Genomic DNA, 16,212 nt, shown 5'->3' with positions numbered 1-16,212 from the left:
GTCAGCCCCCCGCCGCGACTGAAGCGAAGGATCCTCCTCCTGTGCGCCTACCCCGAAGTCTGACCGTCGGCATGGCCGCCACCGTGCTCTGCGGCAGCCTCACCGGCTGCACCAGCCTGAAAGAGCTCACCGCGAGCAGCAAGCCGCTGCCCGGCGTCTCATCCCCGACCGTCTCGCCCTCGCCCACGCCGTCCGCGAGCACCGCGACGGCCGAGACGGTGAAGCTGCCGACCCGTTCGAGCGGGCCGCTGGACACCGGCACAGTCACCCACCGGGTCAAGCAGGGCACTTTCTCGATCCAGCTCACCTACTGGACCGCGGACAACGCGAAGCTCTACACGGCGTCGTCGCTGAAGACGATCAACGTCGCCGCGCACGTCGAGGACTCCGACGGCAGCCACCGCATGATCATCAACACGGTGGAGGTGACCCAGGACGACGGCACGAACCGCGCCGTGGTCACCACCGACGACGGCAAGTTCGACATCACACCGCCGTACCCGTACAACACCGTGATCACGCCGCAGGCGGCCAGCGCGGGAGCAAAGGCGCTCACCCTCACCGTACGGATGGATCTGCTGGTGGAGACCGCCCCCAAGGCGAACCGCTTCTACCGGTCCACCGCCATCGACACCCTGACCCTCCCGCTGCTCACGAATGGTGCCAGTTGATGTCTGATTCGAGTCGCGGTTTCCGCCGCGCGTCCGACCGCCAGATCCTGATGCCGCGCAGCGCCAAGGCGGGACCCCTCGCGCTGCCCCCGGCCGTGCCGCAGCTGGCCGAGCTCGAGGCCGTCGAGACGGTCTCGGCCGAGATCGCCGGCGCCACAGCGGCCACACCCCGCAACGCCACCATCAGCTGCATCATCCCCTGCTACAACGAGCAGGACACGATCGCCGAGGTCGTCAAGAGCATCCTCGGTCAGACGCGGCTGCCCGACGCCATCCACGTCATCATCAACAACACGGACGACGACACCCCCGAGATCGCCCGCTCGTTCGAGGGCCGGCACAGCCGTACGGTCAAGGGTGAAGAATTCGTCACCCACGTCTACGTGCATGACATGGGGGAGAACCCCGACAAGAAGGTCGGCGCGCTCAACTACGGCTACTTCCTGTCGCGTGGCTTCGACTACATCCTCGGCGTCGACGGTGACACCACCCTGGCCCGCGACACCGTGGAGCGCCTCGAGCTCGAGATGACCGACGACCCGCGCATCGGCGGGCTGAGCGCCATCTACACCATCGACAAGAACCGCCAGCGCGGCCTGATGGCCCGGTTCCTGGTGGCCGGGCAGCGCGCCCAGTTCGCCGCGTTCAACATGGACAACCTTCTGCGCGGGCGCAACATGGCCGTGCTGGGCGGGCAGTGCAGCCTGTTCAACATGCGCGCGCTCGAATCGGTGATGATCCGCCACCACCAGCAGGCGCCGTGGGTGCGCGACAGCGAGGTCGAGGACAGCAAGCTCTCCCTGCAGATCAAGGACGCCGGCTTCAGTACGAAGATCAGTGCGACCGCCCGCGCCTTCGTCGGCCCGATGACGAACCTGCGCGCCCTGCACGGCCAGCAGGTCAAGTGGAACTTCGGCGCGATCGACCTGTTCTGGCCCGGCCAGCGCGGCGACAACAAGGGCCAGCCGCTGCACCCCAACCTGCGGCTGCGCTGGTACGAGAACATCTCGATGCTGTTCAACATCGGCTCGCGGCTCGGCTTCCTGCTGCTGCTGTTCGCGGCCCTGTCGATCGACGCCTTCGTCTTCAACCCGATCTGGCTGATCCCGCCGGCGGTGGCGATCGTGCTGAACCTGCGGATGGCTCTCGCGATGAAGGACAAGAGCGCTTCCGACCTTCTGTACGCGGCCCTGGCGCTGCCTTCCGAGCTCTACATGTGGGTCCGCATGGGGCACTTCGTCTCCGCCTGGACGCAGTTCCTCGCCCAGAGCGACAAGGACAACTGGGCCGCCCAGGCCAACGCCGAGAAGGGCAAGGGCTCCGCGTACGTCATGCCGTTGCTGGTCCTGATCGCCATCCTCGGCGGCGGCGTGTATGCCTGGAGCCAGCAGAGCGTCAACGTCCAGTCGGCGATCCTGTCGCTGGGGTGGCCGATCCTCTACATCGCCACGATCGCTCAGACCGTGTTCATGCTGCGCAAGCTGGTCCGCCGTCACCGCGGCTTCGCCGTCTGACCTCTCCTCTCCCTCCGGGCTGCCCGGCCGATCGCTCCCCGATCGGCCGGGCAGCCCCGGTTTATGATCAAGTCATAGACGAGCGAACAGACCTCATGGTGCCGCCGGAACTGGTCCCCGGCCTGAAAATCCCCGAACTCGCCATCACCGACGGCTCCACGGAGGTGGAGTGGGTCCCCGTGTCGCTGAGCGGCTGGGCCACCCGCCGCGAGCCGTCCATGCTCCTGCCCCTCGACCGGCGCAGCGCCCGCAGCATGCGCCGTTACCGGCGGTTCGTACCCGTGCTCGTGCTCGTGCTCCTGCTCCAGTTGGCTGCCTGGGTCTTGAGACTCGCCGACTTGTTGCCGAACGCGAGGCTGGTGACCGGCGGCCTCCTGGTTGCCGTTTTCGGCCTGATTCTGTGGCTGAAGGCGGGCATGCCGGCCAAGACGCCCAGGCGCACCCGCAGCGGCGAAGTGCGCATCCCCGCCGTGCCCGAGGCCGTCGCCCAGCAGTGGATCGCGTTGAACCCCGGGGTACGCCCGAGATCCTGATCACAAATGTCGGCCGGTGCGGCAGAATGCAGCGCCATGAACTCGACATTGACGACTGTCGGTCTGCCGATCGCGCTCGGCATCATCATGCTCGGCCTCGGGCTGGGCCTGACCGTGGCCGACTTCCGCCGCGTCCTCAGCTTCCCCAAGGCGGCCCTGATCGCGCTCGGCTGTCAGGTGCTGCTCCTGCCCGCGCTCTGCTTCGGGCTGGTCGTCGCCCTCGACCTGGCCCCCGCCCTGGCCGTCGGCATGATGTTGCTCGCCGCGTCGCCCGGCGGAACCACGGCCAACCTCTACAGTCACCTGTTCGGCGGCCACGTGGCCCTCAACGTGACCCTGACCGCCATCAACTCGGTGCTCGCCGTCGTCACCCTGCCGATCGTCGTCAACCTGTCGGCCGCTCACTTCCTCGGCGACGCCGGATCCCTCGGCCTGCAGTTCGACAAGGTCCTGCAGGTCTTCGCGATCGTGCTGGTGCCGGTCGCGATCGGCATGCTGGTGCGCGCCCGCTTCCCCCAACTGGCCGACCGCCTGACCAAGCCCGTCAAGATCCTGTCGGTGGTCGTGCTGGTCGCGGTCATCATCGGCACGGTCCTCAAGGAGCGCGACAACATCGCCGACTACTTCGTCGCGGTCGGCGTAGCGGTGCTGGTCTTCAACGTCGTGAGCCTGGCCGTCGGCTACGGCGCTCCGAGGCTGACCGGCGTCGGCCGCCGCGAGTCGATCGCCGTCGGCATGGAGATCGGCATCCACAACAGCACCCTGGCGATCGCCGTCGCCGTCAGCCCGGCCCTGCTGAACAACACCGAGATGGCGATCCCGGCCGCCGTCTACGGCATCGTCATGTTCTTCACCGCCGCCGCCTTCGGCTTCCTCGTCACCCGCCGCCGTGAGCGGGCCGTCGCGGCAAGCGAGCTCTGAAGCCCGGCGACTTCTGGTCCCCGGGGGAGCGGTGGTGAACGTAGGCGACGGTCGGCCAGGTCTGTCCCTTGATCTCGCGGAACTGATCACGTTCCGGATCTCTGACGTAGCCGGCGCGTTCGGCGACGGCCCGGGACCCGGCGTTGTGGGCGCTGGGCCCACAGCCGCAGCTCGGACAGACCTAGCTCGGCGTAGGCCCAGCGGGAGAACAGGCGCAGAGCCGCCGTGGCCGCACCCCGCCCGCGGGCTGTTGCGGGTGCCGCTGCTCTCCCGGGTCGTGGGGAAACGGTGGGCTGACGGCGCTCGGGCGTACCGGTTGACGCTGCGCTGAGTATGACAACGGCTGGGAACGACAACGCCCCGGCGCCTACGTGAGGCCCGGGGCGGTGACAAGAGCGGACGACGGGATTCGAACCCGCGACCCTCACCTTGGCAAGGTGATGCGCTACCAGCTGCGCTACGTCCGCGCTGAGGAGAACCATACCGGATGGGCGGTTGAGTCTGCGCGCCCGCCCCCACCAGTCATCCGACCGATTGTTGGACGGCCGGGCCGGTGGGAGCATCGGCGGGGTGGTGATGTCGTCATTTCCCGAGCTCGGGGGCCAGGCCGAGGAACTCCGAGAGACGGCCTTCCCGAAGCTCGACGAGGAACGGTTCGCGCGCGCGGTGGCGTACGGCTGCCGGGGTGAGATCGTGGCCGGGGAGCTGGTGTTCGAGATCGGCGACCTGGACACCGATCTTATTCTCGTCGAGTCGGGCGAGATCCAGGTGACGCTGCCGACCGACGATCACACCGTGCTGACCGCCGGGCCGCGCGAGTTCGTCGGCGAGGTCAACCTGCTGACCGGGCAGACGCGCATCCTGGCCGCGCGGGCGACGGCGTCCGGCGTGGTCCATCGGGTGGGGCGCGAGGCGTTCCGGCGGCTGATGGCCCAGGACACCGACCTCAGCGACCTGCTGCTGCGCGCGTTCCTGGCCCGCCGGCGGCTGCTCGTGCAGCGGGCCGGACGCAATCTGGAGATCATCGGGGACCAGGCGACCAGTGCCGGGCTGGCGCTGAAGACGTTCCTGATCCGGCAGGACCTGCCGCATCGCTGGCTGCAGCAGGACACTCCGCAGGGCCGGTCGGCGCTGGCCGAGGCCGGTCTCACCGACGACGATCTGCCCGCGGCGGTCCTGCCGCGCGAGACGATCACGCGGGTCGAGCCGCGCACGCTCAGCCACAGTCTGGGTCTGACCTTCCGGCGTACGCCCGAGGGGGTCGCTGATCTGACGATCGTCGGCGCGGGACCGGCGGGGCTGGCGGCGGCCGTCTACGGCGCGTCCGAAGGGCTCGAGACGCTGCTGCTCGACGCGGTCGCCACCGGCGGGCAGGCGGCGGCCAGCTCGCGTATCGAGAACTACCTGGGTTTCCCGTTCGGGCTCTCCGGCGAGGCGCTGGCGGCGCGGGCCGTCGTGCAGGCGCTGAAGTTCGGTGCGCATCTGGCCAGCCCGTGCGGCGTGGTGGCGATGCGGCGCTCGGCCGAGGGGCACGTGGTCACGCTGGTCGACGGCACCGAGATCCCCACCCGTACGGTCCTGATCGCGACCGGCGCGGCCTACCGCAACCTGGCCCTGGACCGTTGGGACGAGTTCGTCGGGGCGGGCATCTACTACGCCGCGACCGAGCTCGAGGCGCGCGGGGTGGCCGGGTTGCCGGTCACCGTGGTCGGCGGGGCCAACTCGGCCGGGCAGGCGGCGATCTATCTGGCCGAGCACGCCGGCGCGGTCAACCTGGTCGTACGCGGTCCCGACCTCGCCAAGGACATGTCGAACTACCTGGTCGAGCGCATCCTCGCCGACCCGCGGATCACGGTGCGCACCTCGACGCGGGTGACCGCGCTGACCGGCGGGAAGCGGCTCGAGGCGATCACCCTGACCGCGCCGGACTCGGCCGAGCCGTGCGCGTGTTTCGGGCTGTTCTGTTTCATCGGGGCCACCCCGGCCACCGGCTGGCTCGTCGACGTCGCACTGGACGAGAGGGGGTTCGTGCCGACGGACGTCCAGGTGGGGGCCCGGTGGACCGGGGTGGGGCGTGGGCCGCTGCCGTTCGAGACCAGCGTGCCGGGGGTGTTCGCGGCGGGGGACGTACGCCTGTCGTCGATGAAACGGGTGGCGTCGGCGGTCGGTGAGGGGGCCAGCGCGGTCCGCTCGGTGCACCAGGCGATCGCGGCCTCGACTGGCGCGGTCGTGGCCGCCGGGTAGCATCTTGGCAATGCCCATGGACGCCACGATCGCCCACGAAACGCCTGACGCGGACGGTCTGATCGTCGCCACGCTGCGCGGAGAGCTCGACCTCGACCGCGCCGACGCCGTGCGCGACCAGCTGGCCGAGATCGCCACCGACCCCGCCTGCCGCTACCTGCGCATCGACGTGTCGGGGCTCGACTTCATCGACTCGTACGGCCTCGGTGCCCTGGTCAGCGCCCGCAACAGCGCCGCGGCGCAGGGTGTGACGCTGACCCTGGCCGAGCCGTCACCCCCGGTCCGCAAGGCGATCGAGGTGACGGGGCTCGGCCACGTGTTCGGTCTGTGACGCCTACTTCCCGTCCAGGAACTGCTTGTAGCTGATCACGCCGATGCGGGCACCCTCGCGGGTGGTCAGCGACGTGTCGTCGATCTCGGCGCCGAAGTAGCCGGCCGAGAGGTCCTCGACCAGCTTGCGCGAGTCGTTCGTGTGCTCGAGGAAGTGGCGCACGAAGTCGCTCATCGGCCGCACCTCGGGCCCGCCCAGGTTGACGATGCCGTTGACCGGGGGCAGCTCGACCAGCTCGGCCAGCGTCGCGGCGACGTCGTCCCCGGCGACCGGCTGGAACGCGGCGGTCGTGATGCGGGTCTCGCCGTCGGCGGTGCCGAAGCCGGCGATCCCCTCGACGAACTCGTGGAACTGGGTGGCGCGCAGGATCGTGTAGGGGATGCCGCTTTCCTCGATGACCTGCTCCTGGGCGACCTTGGCCCGCATGTAGCCGGCGCCCGGCATGGTCTCGGCGTTCACGATCGTCACCGCGACGTGGTGGCCGACACCCGCGGCCTTCTCGGCCTCGACCTGGTTGCGCGTCGACGTCGTGAAGAACGCGAGCACGTCGTCGTCGGCCCACGACGGCGAGTTGGTCACGTCGACCACGACGTCGGCGCCGCGGAACGCCTCGGCCAGGCCCTCACCGGAGATGACGTCGACCCCCAGCGACTTCGACGCCGCCACCGCGTCGTGCCCCGCGCCCTTGAGCAGCGAGATCAGCTTCTGGCCGATGAGACCCGTGCCTCCGACGACAACCACCTTCATGACCGCTCCCTTGCGTTCAACTTCGTCAACTACTCGCGTCAACTCGGATAATGTCTGTCCGAGACTCTACTCGGATAGATCCTGTCCGAGTCAAGTGGGTAAAGTGTGACCATGAAGATGTCCGGCGGAGTCGAATGGGCCCTGCACTGCGCGGTCGTGCTGACCGCGGCCGAGCGCCCCGTGCCGGCCACCCGTCTGGCCGAGATGCACGACGTCTCCGGCAGCTACCTGGCCAAGCAACTGCAGGCGCTGTCGCGCGCGGGTCTGATCCGGTCGGTCCAGGGCCACGCCGGCGGCTACGAGCTGGCCCGCCCGCCGGCCGAGATCACCGCCCTCGACGTGGTCGAGGCGATCGACGGCGCCCAGCCGGCCTTCGTCTGCACCGAGATCCGTCAGCGTGGCCCGCTGGCCACCCCGCCCGAGGCCTGCTCACGCCCGTGCCCGATCTCCCGGGCGATGTCGGCCGCCGACCAGGCCTGGCGGGCCGCCCTGGCCGCGGTGACCATCGCCGACCTGGCCGTCGACGTGACGGGGGACTACGGCCCGGACGTGATGGCCGGCCTGCGAGGGTGGCTGTCCCAGTCGGCGTGACCGCCGGCCGTCAGAGCCAGATGTGTTCCTCGGCGATCGCCCCGTCGCGCCATCTCGCCAGGGTGACCATCCGGCTGCCGTTCTCGAACTCGCCGACCACGCAGGTCCAGTCCCCGGACCCGAACGTGATCGGGTGGGCCTTGACCTGGGCGGGCGTGCCACCCATGCTCTCGACCAGCGCCTTCATGGCGTCGATGTGCTCGTCGAGGCCGTCGGTCGGCTTCTGCCCGTTCACGAACACCTGCACGTCGTCGGTGTGCAGATCGGTGAACAGCCCCGGCCAGTCGGCCTCGTTCCAGGCTCGGTAGTCGAGATCGTCCATCTTCTTCAGGTTGCCGGTGACGTCGTCGTCCGCCATCTCAGTCCTCCTTCGTCGCGCTTCTTCCCTATTGACAGTGGGAGCGACGCCGGACGTGACAGCCGAGGTCAACGTAGTGGGCGGAACGCGGCCTGTTCCGGTGTCGGTGGGCTGCTGCGAGATCTTGGTCATGGCGGGCATGCCTCGCTGTCGGAACCGGTACGGCAATCCTGTCCGCGACCGGTGCGACTCGCGCCCGTCGAACTCCCTGGCCGCATGCCCGGGGTCACTGAGGGCCGGTGACTCCCTCGGGCCGCAAGTGGACGATGTGGACCGGTTCGGTGGCCGGGCCCAGACGCACGAAGTTGTGCCGCGACCAGTTCCAGTGCTCGCCCGTGATCAGGTCATGGGCCACGAAGGTGCCGGGCAGGCCCAGCGACGCCAGGTCGAGGTGGATCCAGGTGTCGCGGGTGTGTTCCGGCTGCAGGTTCGCGACGACCACGATGACGTCGTCGCGGTCGTAGACCCGCCGCGCCTTCGAGAACACCAGCACGTTGTCGTCGTCCGCGTGGTGGAAGCGCAGGTTACGCAGCCGATGCAGGGCCGGATGGGCGCGGCGGATCTCGTTGAGCGTCGTCAGGTAGGGCGCCAGCGACGCGGGGGAGTCCCAGTCGCGGTTCTTGTACTCGTACTTCTCGTTGTCGATCTGCTCCTCGGCGCCGGGCCGGGCGACGTTCTCGACCAGCTCGTAGCCGGCGTAGATGCCGTAGCTGGGCGACAGGGTGGCGGCCAGGGCCGCGCGCATCTTCCACGTCTCGGGCCCGCCGTGCTGCATGAACGGTGTGAGGATGTCGTGGGTGGTCGGCCAGAAGCTGGGCCGCATGTAGGCGGCGGCCGGACCGGCGAGCTCGGCGGCGTACTGCTGAAGCTCGTCCCTGGTGTGGCGCCAGGCGTAATAGGTGTACGACTGCTGAAAGCCGAGCTTCGCGAGGGTGTGCATCATCGGCGGGCGGGTGAACGCCTCGGCCAGCCAGATCACGTCGTCGGGGCAGTCCGCGATCAGTCGTTCCCACAGCCACAGCGGCTTCGTGTGCGGGTTGTCGACGCGGAAGATCGTGACGCCGTGGCCGAGCCACAGCCGCACGACGCGCAGGATCTCGGCGTACAACCCGGCCGGGTCGTTGTCGAAGTTGAGCGGGTAGATGTCCTGGTACTTCTTCGGCGGGTTCTCGGCGTACGCGATCGAGCCGTCGGCGCGGGTGGTGAACCACTGCGGGTGCTCGGTGACCCAGGGGTGGTCGGGGGCGCAGTTCAGCGCGAGATCGAGCGCGACCTCCAGCCCGAGCTCCCGCGCATGGGCGACAAAAGCGTCGAAGTCGTCGAAGGTCCCGAGGTCGGGATGGATCGCGTCGTGACCACCGTCTAAGGAGCCGATCGCGTACGGGGATCCGGGGTCGGACGGCGTGCTGACCAGCGAGTTGTTGCGGCCCTTGCGGTTGACGCGCCCGATCGGATGGATGGGGGTCAGGTAGACGACGTCGAACCCCATCGCGGCGACCGCGTCCAGCCGCTGGGCCGCCGTGGCGAGGGTGCCGCCCTCGGAGCGGGGGAACATCTCGTACCAGGCGCCGTAGAGAGCGCGCTCGCGCTCGACCAGCCACGGAAACTCCCGGGACGCGGTGACGTGCTCGCGCAGCGGCCGGGCGTCGAGTTCGGCGCGCACCTCGGGGGAGGTGCCCGCGCTCAGCCGCGTCTCGGGCGGCTGCTTCGCGTCTCGCAAGGCCGTGATCGCGCCGGCCAGGACGTCACGCGGGGCCCGTTCGAGCACCCGCGCGCCCTCCTCGAGCATGAGCTCGACGTCGACGCCCGCCTCGACCTTGATGACGGCGTCGTGGAACCACGTCCCGTACGGGTCGGACCAGCCCTCGACGCGGAAGGTCCAGTCGCCGGTCCGGTCGGCGCTGATCGTGGCCGCCCACGCGTCGAGCCCCGCGTTGACGCGGGTCATCGCGACGTGCCGCTCGTGCCCGTCGGGATCGGTGAGCACCACGGTGGCGCCGACCGCTTCGTGCCCCTCGCGGAACACCGTCGCGGTGACCTCGAACTCCTCACCGGTGACCGACTTCGCGGGCCGCTCGCCGTGCTCGACGACCGGCTCGACGCCGCCGACCGCGATCCGCCCGATCCGTACGGGTTCGCTCATCGCAGCACCGTGCCGTCCGGCACCCGCAGCGGGCCGGTGAGGTGGACGTCGCCCTCGACGACGACGTTCGCGCCGAAGGTGACCTCGCCGTCGATGCGCAGGCGGGTCGCGCGGCGCAGCGACGGCGGCCCGGCCGGGAAGTGGACGTCGAACGCCGGGGCCAGGCGGTAATAGGCGGGGTCCAGCGTCACCACCGGACCCGGCCCCTCGTACGTGGGAAGCAGGTGACCGTCGGCCGTGAGCTCGTAGGCGTCCGAGCGCACCACCAGCAGGTCGTCGGTGGTCTTGACCGGCGCGAACCGGGTGCGGGGGACCAGCACCGGACGCGCTCCGGGAATCGACCCGATCGCCGCGCCCATCGCGGTCTCGAGCTGCACCACGGGCGTACTCGATGGGTCTCTGGGGTCGACGGTCTTGTGGTTGACGATGAGCGGAAGCTCGGGCGCGGCCGGCATGTCCCGCAACGCCCGCAGGTCGATCCAGAGGTTGTTCGTGTTGTAGTAGCGCCAGCGCCCGACGTCGCCGAAGGAGGGGTCGCCCTCGGGCACCTGCGCGGTCTCCCGCAGAACGACCTGACCGTCGTGCAGCGCGAGGTGTCCGCCCTTGCGGTCGGCCGCCGTGCCGTGCACGACCTCCATCGCGAACGGGATGTTCGACGCGGCGACCCAGGCGGCCAGGCGCGGGTCGACGGTGGCCCCGAGATTGTCCGAGTTCGACACGAAGCACCAGCGCAGTCCCGCGTCCAGCAACTGGTCGAGCGTCCCCGTGGCGACCAGCGCGGTGTAGAGATCGCCGTGCCCGGGCGGGCACCACTCCAGCGACGGGTCGGCCGGCCACTCCACCGGGAAGTGGTCGTCGGCGCGCAGCTTCGGCTCGCGACCCTGCAGGAAGTCGCGGGGCGCTTCCTGGTCGAGGCGCAGCCGGTCGAGCGACGGCCGGCGCGTGGCCGCCGAGTTCATGAGCAGCAGCGGCAGCCGGGTGTCGTACTGCTCCCGGACCGATCGGACCTGCGTGGCCACGACGTCGAGGAAGCTCTCGCCCGGCTTGACCTCGAGCAGGGACTTCGGCCCGGTCAGACCCATGCTGGTGCCGAGGCCGCCGTTGAGTTTGAGGACCACCAGACGGTCGAGCACCTCGCGGGCGTCGTCCGGTGAGGGCAGTTCGTCGAGGCTGGTCACGTCGGTGAGCGGTTCCAGCGAGTCACCCGGGAGCAGACCGGCGTGGGGTTCGGCCAACTGGTCGAGGCGGCGGCGCAACGCGGCCAGTTCGGCCGGGTGGGCGCCCTCCTTCTCCGCCTTCGTCAACGTGGCCAGAACGTACGGGGGCGCATCCATGCCAAGCATTGTTCCCGGCCCGGGTTAACGGCAATCGCCCTACACCCGGAAAGCGGAGACCACGCTGCGCAGCTCCGACGACATGCGGGCCAGATCGTTTGTCGCCTCCTGCGTCTCGCTGACACTCTGGCTGGTCAGCCGGGCCGCCTCGGCCACGCCGGTGATGTTCGAGGCGATCTCGCCGGTGCCGCCGGCCGCCTCGGTGACGCTGCGGTTCATCTCGGCCGTGGTGGCCGTCTGCTCCTCGACGGCCGACGCGATCGTCGTCTGGAACTCGCTGATCCGCTCGATGACCACCGAGATCTCCTCGATCGCGGCGACCGCCCCGCTCGTGTCGGCCTGGATCGCCTCGACCCGCTTCGAGATGTCCTCGGTGGCCCGCGCGGTCTCCTGAGCCAGATCCTTGACCTCGGAGGCGACCACGGCGAAACCCTTGCCCGCGTCGCCGGCGCGAGCGGCCTCGATGGTGGCGTTCAGCGCGAGCAGGTTGGTCTGCTCGGCGATCGAGGTGATCGTCTTGATGACGTTGCCGATCTCGGCCGACGACTCGCCCAGTTTGCCCATCGTGGCCGACGTGGCGGCGGTGACGGTGACCGCCTCCGACGCGACCCGGGCCGCCTCGGCCGCGTTCTGCGAGATCTCGCGGATCGAGGCGCCCATCTGCTCGCCGCCCGCCGAGACACTGTCGACACTGCGCGACACCTGCTCGGCCGCGGCCGACACGGCCTGCGCCTGCACCGAGGTCTCCTCGGCGGCCGAGGCGATGTGCGTGGTGGTGTCGGTCATCCGGTCGGCCGCGCCGGACAGCGACGCCGCGGACGCGTCGATCGTCGCGACCGTGGCGCGCAGCCGGGCCATCGCGGTGTCCAGCGATCGGCCCATGCGCCCGGCTTCGTCGGCCGTGGTCAATCCGGTCGTACGGGTGAGGTCGCCGTCGGCCAGGCCGTCGCAGACGACGGTCACCTTGCCCAGCGACCCGACGATGCGCCGCGCCACCCAGGTGCCCAGGCCGAGCGCGAGGGTCAGACCGACGGCGAGAATGCCGATCGCCCACGCCCGGTTCGACGTGTAGCTGTCGCGGGCCGCGGTCGCGTTCTTGGCGGCGTCGGCGGTCTCCACGGCGTCGAGCTTGGCGGCGCTGTCGTTGATCTCGGCGATGATCGGCGTGGCCTCGGTGTCGCGGATCCTCGCCCACTCCTCGAGCGCGTTGCGCTCGCCGGCCGGCAGCATCTTCGCCCGCGCCACGTCGATGTAGGCGTTCCAGTCCGTCTGCAGTTGCTCCATCAGGGCCGGATCGCCCGCGGGCCCGCTGCTCCGGTAGGCGGCCATCGCGGCGGCGAACGCCTGCCGGTCGGCCTCGAACGCCTCGGTGAACTTCGCGGTCGTCGCTGCGGTGGTGGACAGCGCATGCATGGCCAGGTCGGTGCGGGTCGCGCTGATGACCGACCGGATCTGGCCGAGGGCCTTCACGCTGGCGACGTTGCTGGTGTAGATCAGCTGAGCGGACGCGCTGGCGTGGCTGAGCGCGACCAGCCCCGTGATGCCCACGACAAGCGCGACGATCGCCGCCGCGCCGACCGCGGCCAGTACTTTGGCGCTGACCCCGAGATCGTCGAGGGAGCGCCGACCGACCCGTGCCGCGGGGATCGGTTCGTTCAGGGCAAGCACGCTCATGTCGTCTCCGTACTGTGCGTCGCTTCTGCGCTGTCCTCCCACTATCGCGAATGATTCTCGGCAAAACGTCATGTATCCGAAATGTCGGACGAAGGCGTGAGGCGCGTGGGGGCGCTGAAGTCCCGCGCGACATTCGTGAAGATTTCCGTGAACCTGACTGTCCCGAGGCCCGTGGTGGTGGCATCAGCTCCCCCTGACGAACGGAGAAAGCCATGTACCGCACGTCTCGCCTCGCCCTCGCCGCAGCGGCCTTCGGCGCCGTGATTCTCGGTCTGGCCGCGCCGGCCAGCGCGGGCGCCACCGGGAACGTCACCGGTTCGGTCTACGGCAGTCAGTTCCAAACTCACTTCAAGGCGTCCGGCAGCGGGCTCTACCTCAACTACGTGCGGGTGACAGCCGACAAGATCGGCTCGACCGAGACCGAGGTCGACTTTCCGAGCTTCGTCGGCTGCAACGCGCACGTGCAGCTCTACCGATCGGGCGGCGGCTTCAACCGCGACACTGCGGCGGTTCCGTGCGGCGCCTTCGTCGCGGCCGGGGCGTCCGAGGTGATCAGCATCTACGACAATGTCCCCGCCGGGAAGTACTGCGTGCGCATCTGGGTCGACAACCGCGGCGAGGGTTACGCGAACGCGGGCACGGCCTGCTTCCGCGTGAAGGGCCAGCCCCGAGTGAGTTGAGCTCGCGCTTCGATGGCGGCGGCGAGTCGCTTCGCCGCCCGGTAGCGGGTTGCTCCGCCGCCCGGTAGCGGATTGCTCCGCCGCCCGGTGATGGTTGCTCCGCCTGAGCCCGGCCGGGACGCACGTGCCGGCGGTTGCTCCGCCGGTCCCGGCCGGGGTCAGGCGTTCTGGCGGGCGCGGTGGCGGCGGACGGCGGAGCGGTTGCCGCACGCGGAGGAGCAGTAGGCCTGCCGGCCCGTGCGGCTGAAGTCGGCGTACGGGGTGGTGCAGCCGTCGGCGGCGCAGCGGCCGAGGCGGTGGATTCCCCGGCCGGCCAGGTGCAGGGCCGTGCCGACGCTGATCAGGGTGCGCAGTTGCGCGGCCAGTGGCTGGTCCAGGTCGCGGTAGTGCAGGTGCCAGCCGCTGTCGGCGTGGTCGGTCAGGCGCGGATAGGCCGAGGCGAAGCGCAGCAGCCCGTTGAGGCGCTCGGCGCGTTCGGCCGGGGACGTGGCGTCGATCACCCCGAGCCATTCGGCCAGGAACTCGGCGGTCGCCGGCCGGTCGTGAACCGTCACCGGCCGGTCGATGACCAGGTCAAAGGCGTGACAGCGGGCCACCAGCGCGTCGTCGGCCGGCGGCGGGTCGGTCGCCAGCGACAGGGCCAGCCGAACCGCACCCTCGCCGTAAGGGTTGAGATGCACAAAGGCATTACACCAGAATCCACGGTGATCTTGAAGGAGAGAACCACCGTGGAATGGCACTACATCGTCCTGCTCCTGCTCGTCGCGGCCGCGGCCGGCTGGGTCGACGCGGTCGTCGGGGGCGGCGGGCTGCTGCTCGTACCCGCCCTGCTGCTCGGTCTGCCGAACCTGCCGCCCGTGACCGCCCTCGGCACCAACAAGGTCGCCAGCATCTGCGGCACGACAACAGCCGCCATCACGTACGCCCGTCGCACGAAAATCGATTGGCGGCTGGCCGGCCCCGCCGCCGCCCTGGCCGTCGTGTTCGCCGCGACCGGCGCGCTGGCCGCCTCGCACATTCCGGCCGCCTACTTCCGGCCCGCCGTACTGGTGCTTCTGCTCCTGGTCCTGGCTTTCATCGTCGCTCGCCCGTCCTTCGGCGTCGTGGTCAGCGAGCCGTCCCGCACCTGGCGTCGCCGCATCGCCGCGCTCCTGCTGGCCGGCACGGTGATCGCCTTCTACGACGGTGTCTTCGGCCCCGGCACCGGCACGTTCCTGATCATCACGTTCACCGCCGTGCTCGGCCTCGACTTCGTGGCCAGCTCGGCCACCGCGAAGATCCTCAACGCCGGTACGAACCTCGGCGCCCTGCTGGTCTTCGCCGCGGGCGGCCACGTGCTGTGGAAGCTCGGCCTGGCGATGGCCGTCTGCAACATCATCGGCGCCCGCTTCGGCGCGCGCACCGCCCTCAAGCGCGGCGCGGGCTTCGTACGCGTGGTCCTGGTGGTTGTGGTCGTGGCGATGGTGGCGCGGCTGGGCACCCAATACGTCTGATTGCCGCGCGTCCCTACCGTGGTGGGTGTGGCCGTGACCGACGAGACGGAAAGCCGTGACTCGCTCGTGGCGTATGCGCGGGAGTCCTTCGACTTTCTCGCCACGCACGCCGGACGAGCACCGAAAGTGGACGACGGCAATTTGGGCACCACCCTCGTGTACGTCGTCGGATCGATCACCGTCGAGGTGGATTTCGACTGGCGTGATCGAGTGTTCATGGTGCTGCTGTGCCGCACCGTGAACGGCAGACGGCCGCCCGGCTACTACATGCACGAGGGCCGGCGCGTGCGCACGATTCTCGACCTGGCGCTAGCCGACAGCCCCGACCCACGTCACCAGGCTGTCGCGGCCCGGCTCTACAGCACCGTCCGGCAAACGGGCACGAAGGCGATGCGGCCACTGATCGATCTGTACGCGACAGAACTGCGGGCCATCGTCGACCGTTGTTCGCGGCATCACTGACCTCGATCTCATCAGAGCGGCCATGGACCGTGCGGCCGGTGTGCCGTTCACGTTGGCGCTCGTCGCCGACCTGCTGGGGACCGATCCGGGCATCACCCCCGACCAGCTGGTCGGTCCGCAGGCGTCGATGCCCTACCTCGTCGAGCGGGTGATCGGCCGGATCGAGGACGTACGCCTGCGCTGGGTCGTCCGCGCGGGCGTCGTGCCCCGCCGGCTGAGTTTCGACTTCTTCCGGCACGTCCTGGCGCCGCTGCTGACCGAGGTGGCGGCCGAGACCTTCCCGGACGACGAGGACGACCTGCGAGGGCTGTGGGACAGGTTGATCGATTACGTCGGCAGCCGTTCGTGGATCGCGCTGTCACCCGCACAACCCGACACCGTCGTCTTCCACCCCGCGAACTGCTCGGCCCGGACTTCGTCGAGGACGGCCGCCCACGCCGGGGAGGCATGTCGCCACAGACGCTCGCCGAGATCCACCTGGAACGCGCCCGAGCCCAACACAGCCGCTGATAGATC

17 protein-coding genes and 1 tRNA gene are annotated in these 16,212 nt (G+C 69.9%); 10 read left to right on the top strand and 8 right to left on the bottom strand.

The features are described 5' to 3' along the window. Positions 1-41: 41 nt before the first annotated feature. From EER30_RS41900 to EER30_RS41885, 4 genes are all read left to right on the top strand, one after another. Positions 42-671, top strand: a complete 630-nt coding sequence (locus tag EER30_RS41900) for a hypothetical protein (RefSeq protein WP_240670655.1) — start codon at positions 42-44, stop codon at positions 669-671. Continuing rightward, positions 671-2,185, top strand: a complete 1,515-nt coding sequence (locus EER30_RS41895) for a glycosyltransferase family 2 protein (protein WP_127507625.1) — start codon at positions 671-673, stop codon at positions 2,183-2,185. The genes EER30_RS41900 and EER30_RS41895 overlap by 1 nt, the downstream gene beginning before the upstream one ends. A gap of 95 nt (positions 2,186-2,280) precedes the next feature. Next, the gene (locus tag EER30_RS41890; RefSeq protein ID WP_127507623.1) at positions 2,281-2,718 is read left to right on the top strand and encodes a hypothetical protein; all 438 of its coding nucleotides are present in this window, start codon (positions 2,281-2,283) and stop codon (positions 2,716-2,718) included. A gap of 36 nt (positions 2,719-2,754) precedes the next feature. Continuing rightward, complete coding sequence (locus EER30_RS41885; protein WP_127507621.1) at positions 2,755-3,639, top strand: bile acid:sodium symporter family protein; 885 nt, start codon at positions 2,755-2,757, stop codon at positions 3,637-3,639. A gap of 394 nt (positions 3,640-4,033) precedes the next feature. Here the strand turns inward: EER30_RS41885 and EER30_RS41880 are convergent. Further along, positions 4,034-4,106 (bottom strand) — tRNA-Gly (locus tag EER30_RS41880). Between the two features lie 109 nt (positions 4,107-4,215). On the opposite strand from EER30_RS41880, the gene EER30_RS41875 reads away from it, so the two are divergent. Further along, on the top strand, positions 4,216-5,883 hold the full coding sequence (locus EER30_RS41875; RefSeq protein WP_240670654.1) for an FAD-dependent oxidoreductase: 1,668 nt from the start codon (positions 4,216-4,218) through the stop codon (positions 5,881-5,883). A gap of 10 nt (positions 5,884-5,893) precedes the next feature. After that, positions 5,894-6,214 carry an STAS domain-containing protein gene (locus tag EER30_RS41870; RefSeq protein WP_127507619.1) on the top strand — a complete coding sequence of 107 codons (321 nt, stop codon included), beginning with the start codon at positions 5,894-5,896 and terminating at the stop codon, positions 6,212-6,214. A gap of 3 nt (positions 6,215-6,217) precedes the next feature. Here EER30_RS41870 and EER30_RS41865 read toward each other — a convergent pair whose 3' ends face one another. After that, positions 6,218-6,961: an SDR family oxidoreductase gene (locus EER30_RS41865; protein WP_127507617.1), complete on the bottom strand. Its 744-nt coding sequence runs from the start codon at positions 6,959-6,961 to the stop codon at positions 6,218-6,220. Between the two features lie 111 nt (positions 6,962-7,072). On the opposite strand from EER30_RS41865, the gene EER30_RS41860 reads away from it, so the two are divergent. Continuing rightward, the gene (locus tag EER30_RS41860) at positions 7,073-7,552 is read left to right on the top strand and encodes an RrF2 family transcriptional regulator (RefSeq protein ID WP_127507616.1); all 480 of its coding nucleotides are present in this window, start codon (positions 7,073-7,075) and stop codon (positions 7,550-7,552) included. Positions 7,553-7,562: 10 nt separating this feature from the next. On the opposite strand, the gene EER30_RS41855 is transcribed toward EER30_RS41860, so the two are convergent. From EER30_RS41855 to EER30_RS41840, 4 genes are all read right to left on the bottom strand, one after another. Continuing rightward, positions 7,563-7,910 (bottom strand): nuclear transport factor 2 family protein, encoded by a 348-nt coding sequence (locus tag EER30_RS41855; RefSeq protein WP_127507614.1) that lies wholly within the window; start codon positions 7,908-7,910, stop codon positions 7,563-7,565. Between the two features lie 226 nt (positions 7,911-8,136). Beyond that, entirely contained in the window at positions 8,137-10,053 is a 1,917-nt protein-coding gene (locus tag EER30_RS41850) for a maltotransferase domain-containing protein (RefSeq protein WP_127507612.1), read from the bottom strand. After that, positions 10,050-11,387 (bottom strand): UTP--glucose-1-phosphate uridylyltransferase, encoded by a 1,338-nt coding sequence (locus EER30_RS41845; protein WP_205650649.1) that lies wholly within the window; start codon positions 11,385-11,387, stop codon positions 10,050-10,052. The genes EER30_RS41850 and EER30_RS41845 overlap by 4 nt, the downstream gene beginning before the upstream one ends. Before the next feature lie 39 nt (positions 11,388-11,426). Next, complete coding sequence (locus EER30_RS41840; protein ID WP_127507608.1) at positions 11,427-13,061, bottom strand: methyl-accepting chemotaxis protein; 1,635 nt, start codon at positions 13,059-13,061, stop codon at positions 11,427-11,429. Positions 13,062-13,273: 212 nt separating this feature from the next. Here EER30_RS41840 and EER30_RS41835 point away from each other — a divergent pair, with 212 nt between their 5' ends. Continuing rightward, positions 13,274-13,741, top strand: coding sequence for a hypothetical protein (locus tag EER30_RS41835; RefSeq protein WP_127507606.1), 468 nt, complete (start codon positions 13,274-13,276; stop codon positions 13,739-13,741). 158 nt (positions 13,742-13,899) lie between these two features. On the opposite strand, the gene EER30_RS41830 is transcribed toward EER30_RS41835, so the two are convergent. Next, positions 13,900-14,421: a CGNR zinc finger domain-containing protein gene (locus tag EER30_RS41830; protein ID WP_127507604.1), complete on the bottom strand. Its 522-nt coding sequence runs from the start codon at positions 14,419-14,421 to the stop codon at positions 13,900-13,902. Positions 14,422-14,469: 48 nt separating this feature from the next. Here EER30_RS41830 and EER30_RS41825 point away from each other — a divergent pair, with 48 nt between their 5' ends. Both EER30_RS41825 and EER30_RS41820 read left to right on the top strand, forming a co-directional pair. Beyond that, positions 14,470-15,234, top strand: a complete 765-nt coding sequence (locus EER30_RS41825) for a sulfite exporter TauE/SafE family protein (protein WP_240670653.1) — start codon at positions 14,470-14,472, stop codon at positions 15,232-15,234. A 27-nt stretch (positions 15,235-15,261) separates the two neighbouring features. After that, positions 15,262-15,696, top strand: coding sequence for a hypothetical protein (locus EER30_RS41820; RefSeq protein WP_127507601.1), 435 nt, complete (start codon positions 15,262-15,264; stop codon positions 15,694-15,696). 327 nt (positions 15,697-16,023) lie between these two features. Here the strand turns inward: EER30_RS41820 and EER30_RS47655 are convergent, their stop codons facing one another. After that, positions 16,024-16,197, bottom strand: coding sequence for a hypothetical protein (locus EER30_RS47655; protein ID WP_164842686.1), 174 nt, complete (start codon positions 16,195-16,197; stop codon positions 16,024-16,026). Positions 16,198-16,212: the final 15 nt, after the last annotated feature.

Source organism: Actinoplanes solisilvae (assembly GCF_003999975.1).
Taxonomy (GTDB): domain Bacteria; phylum Actinomycetota; class Actinomycetes; order Mycobacteriales; family Micromonosporaceae; genus Actinoplanes; species Actinoplanes solisilvae.
Note: the sequence above shows the minus strand (reverse complement) of the source record. Positions and strands in the feature narration are given on the sequence as shown.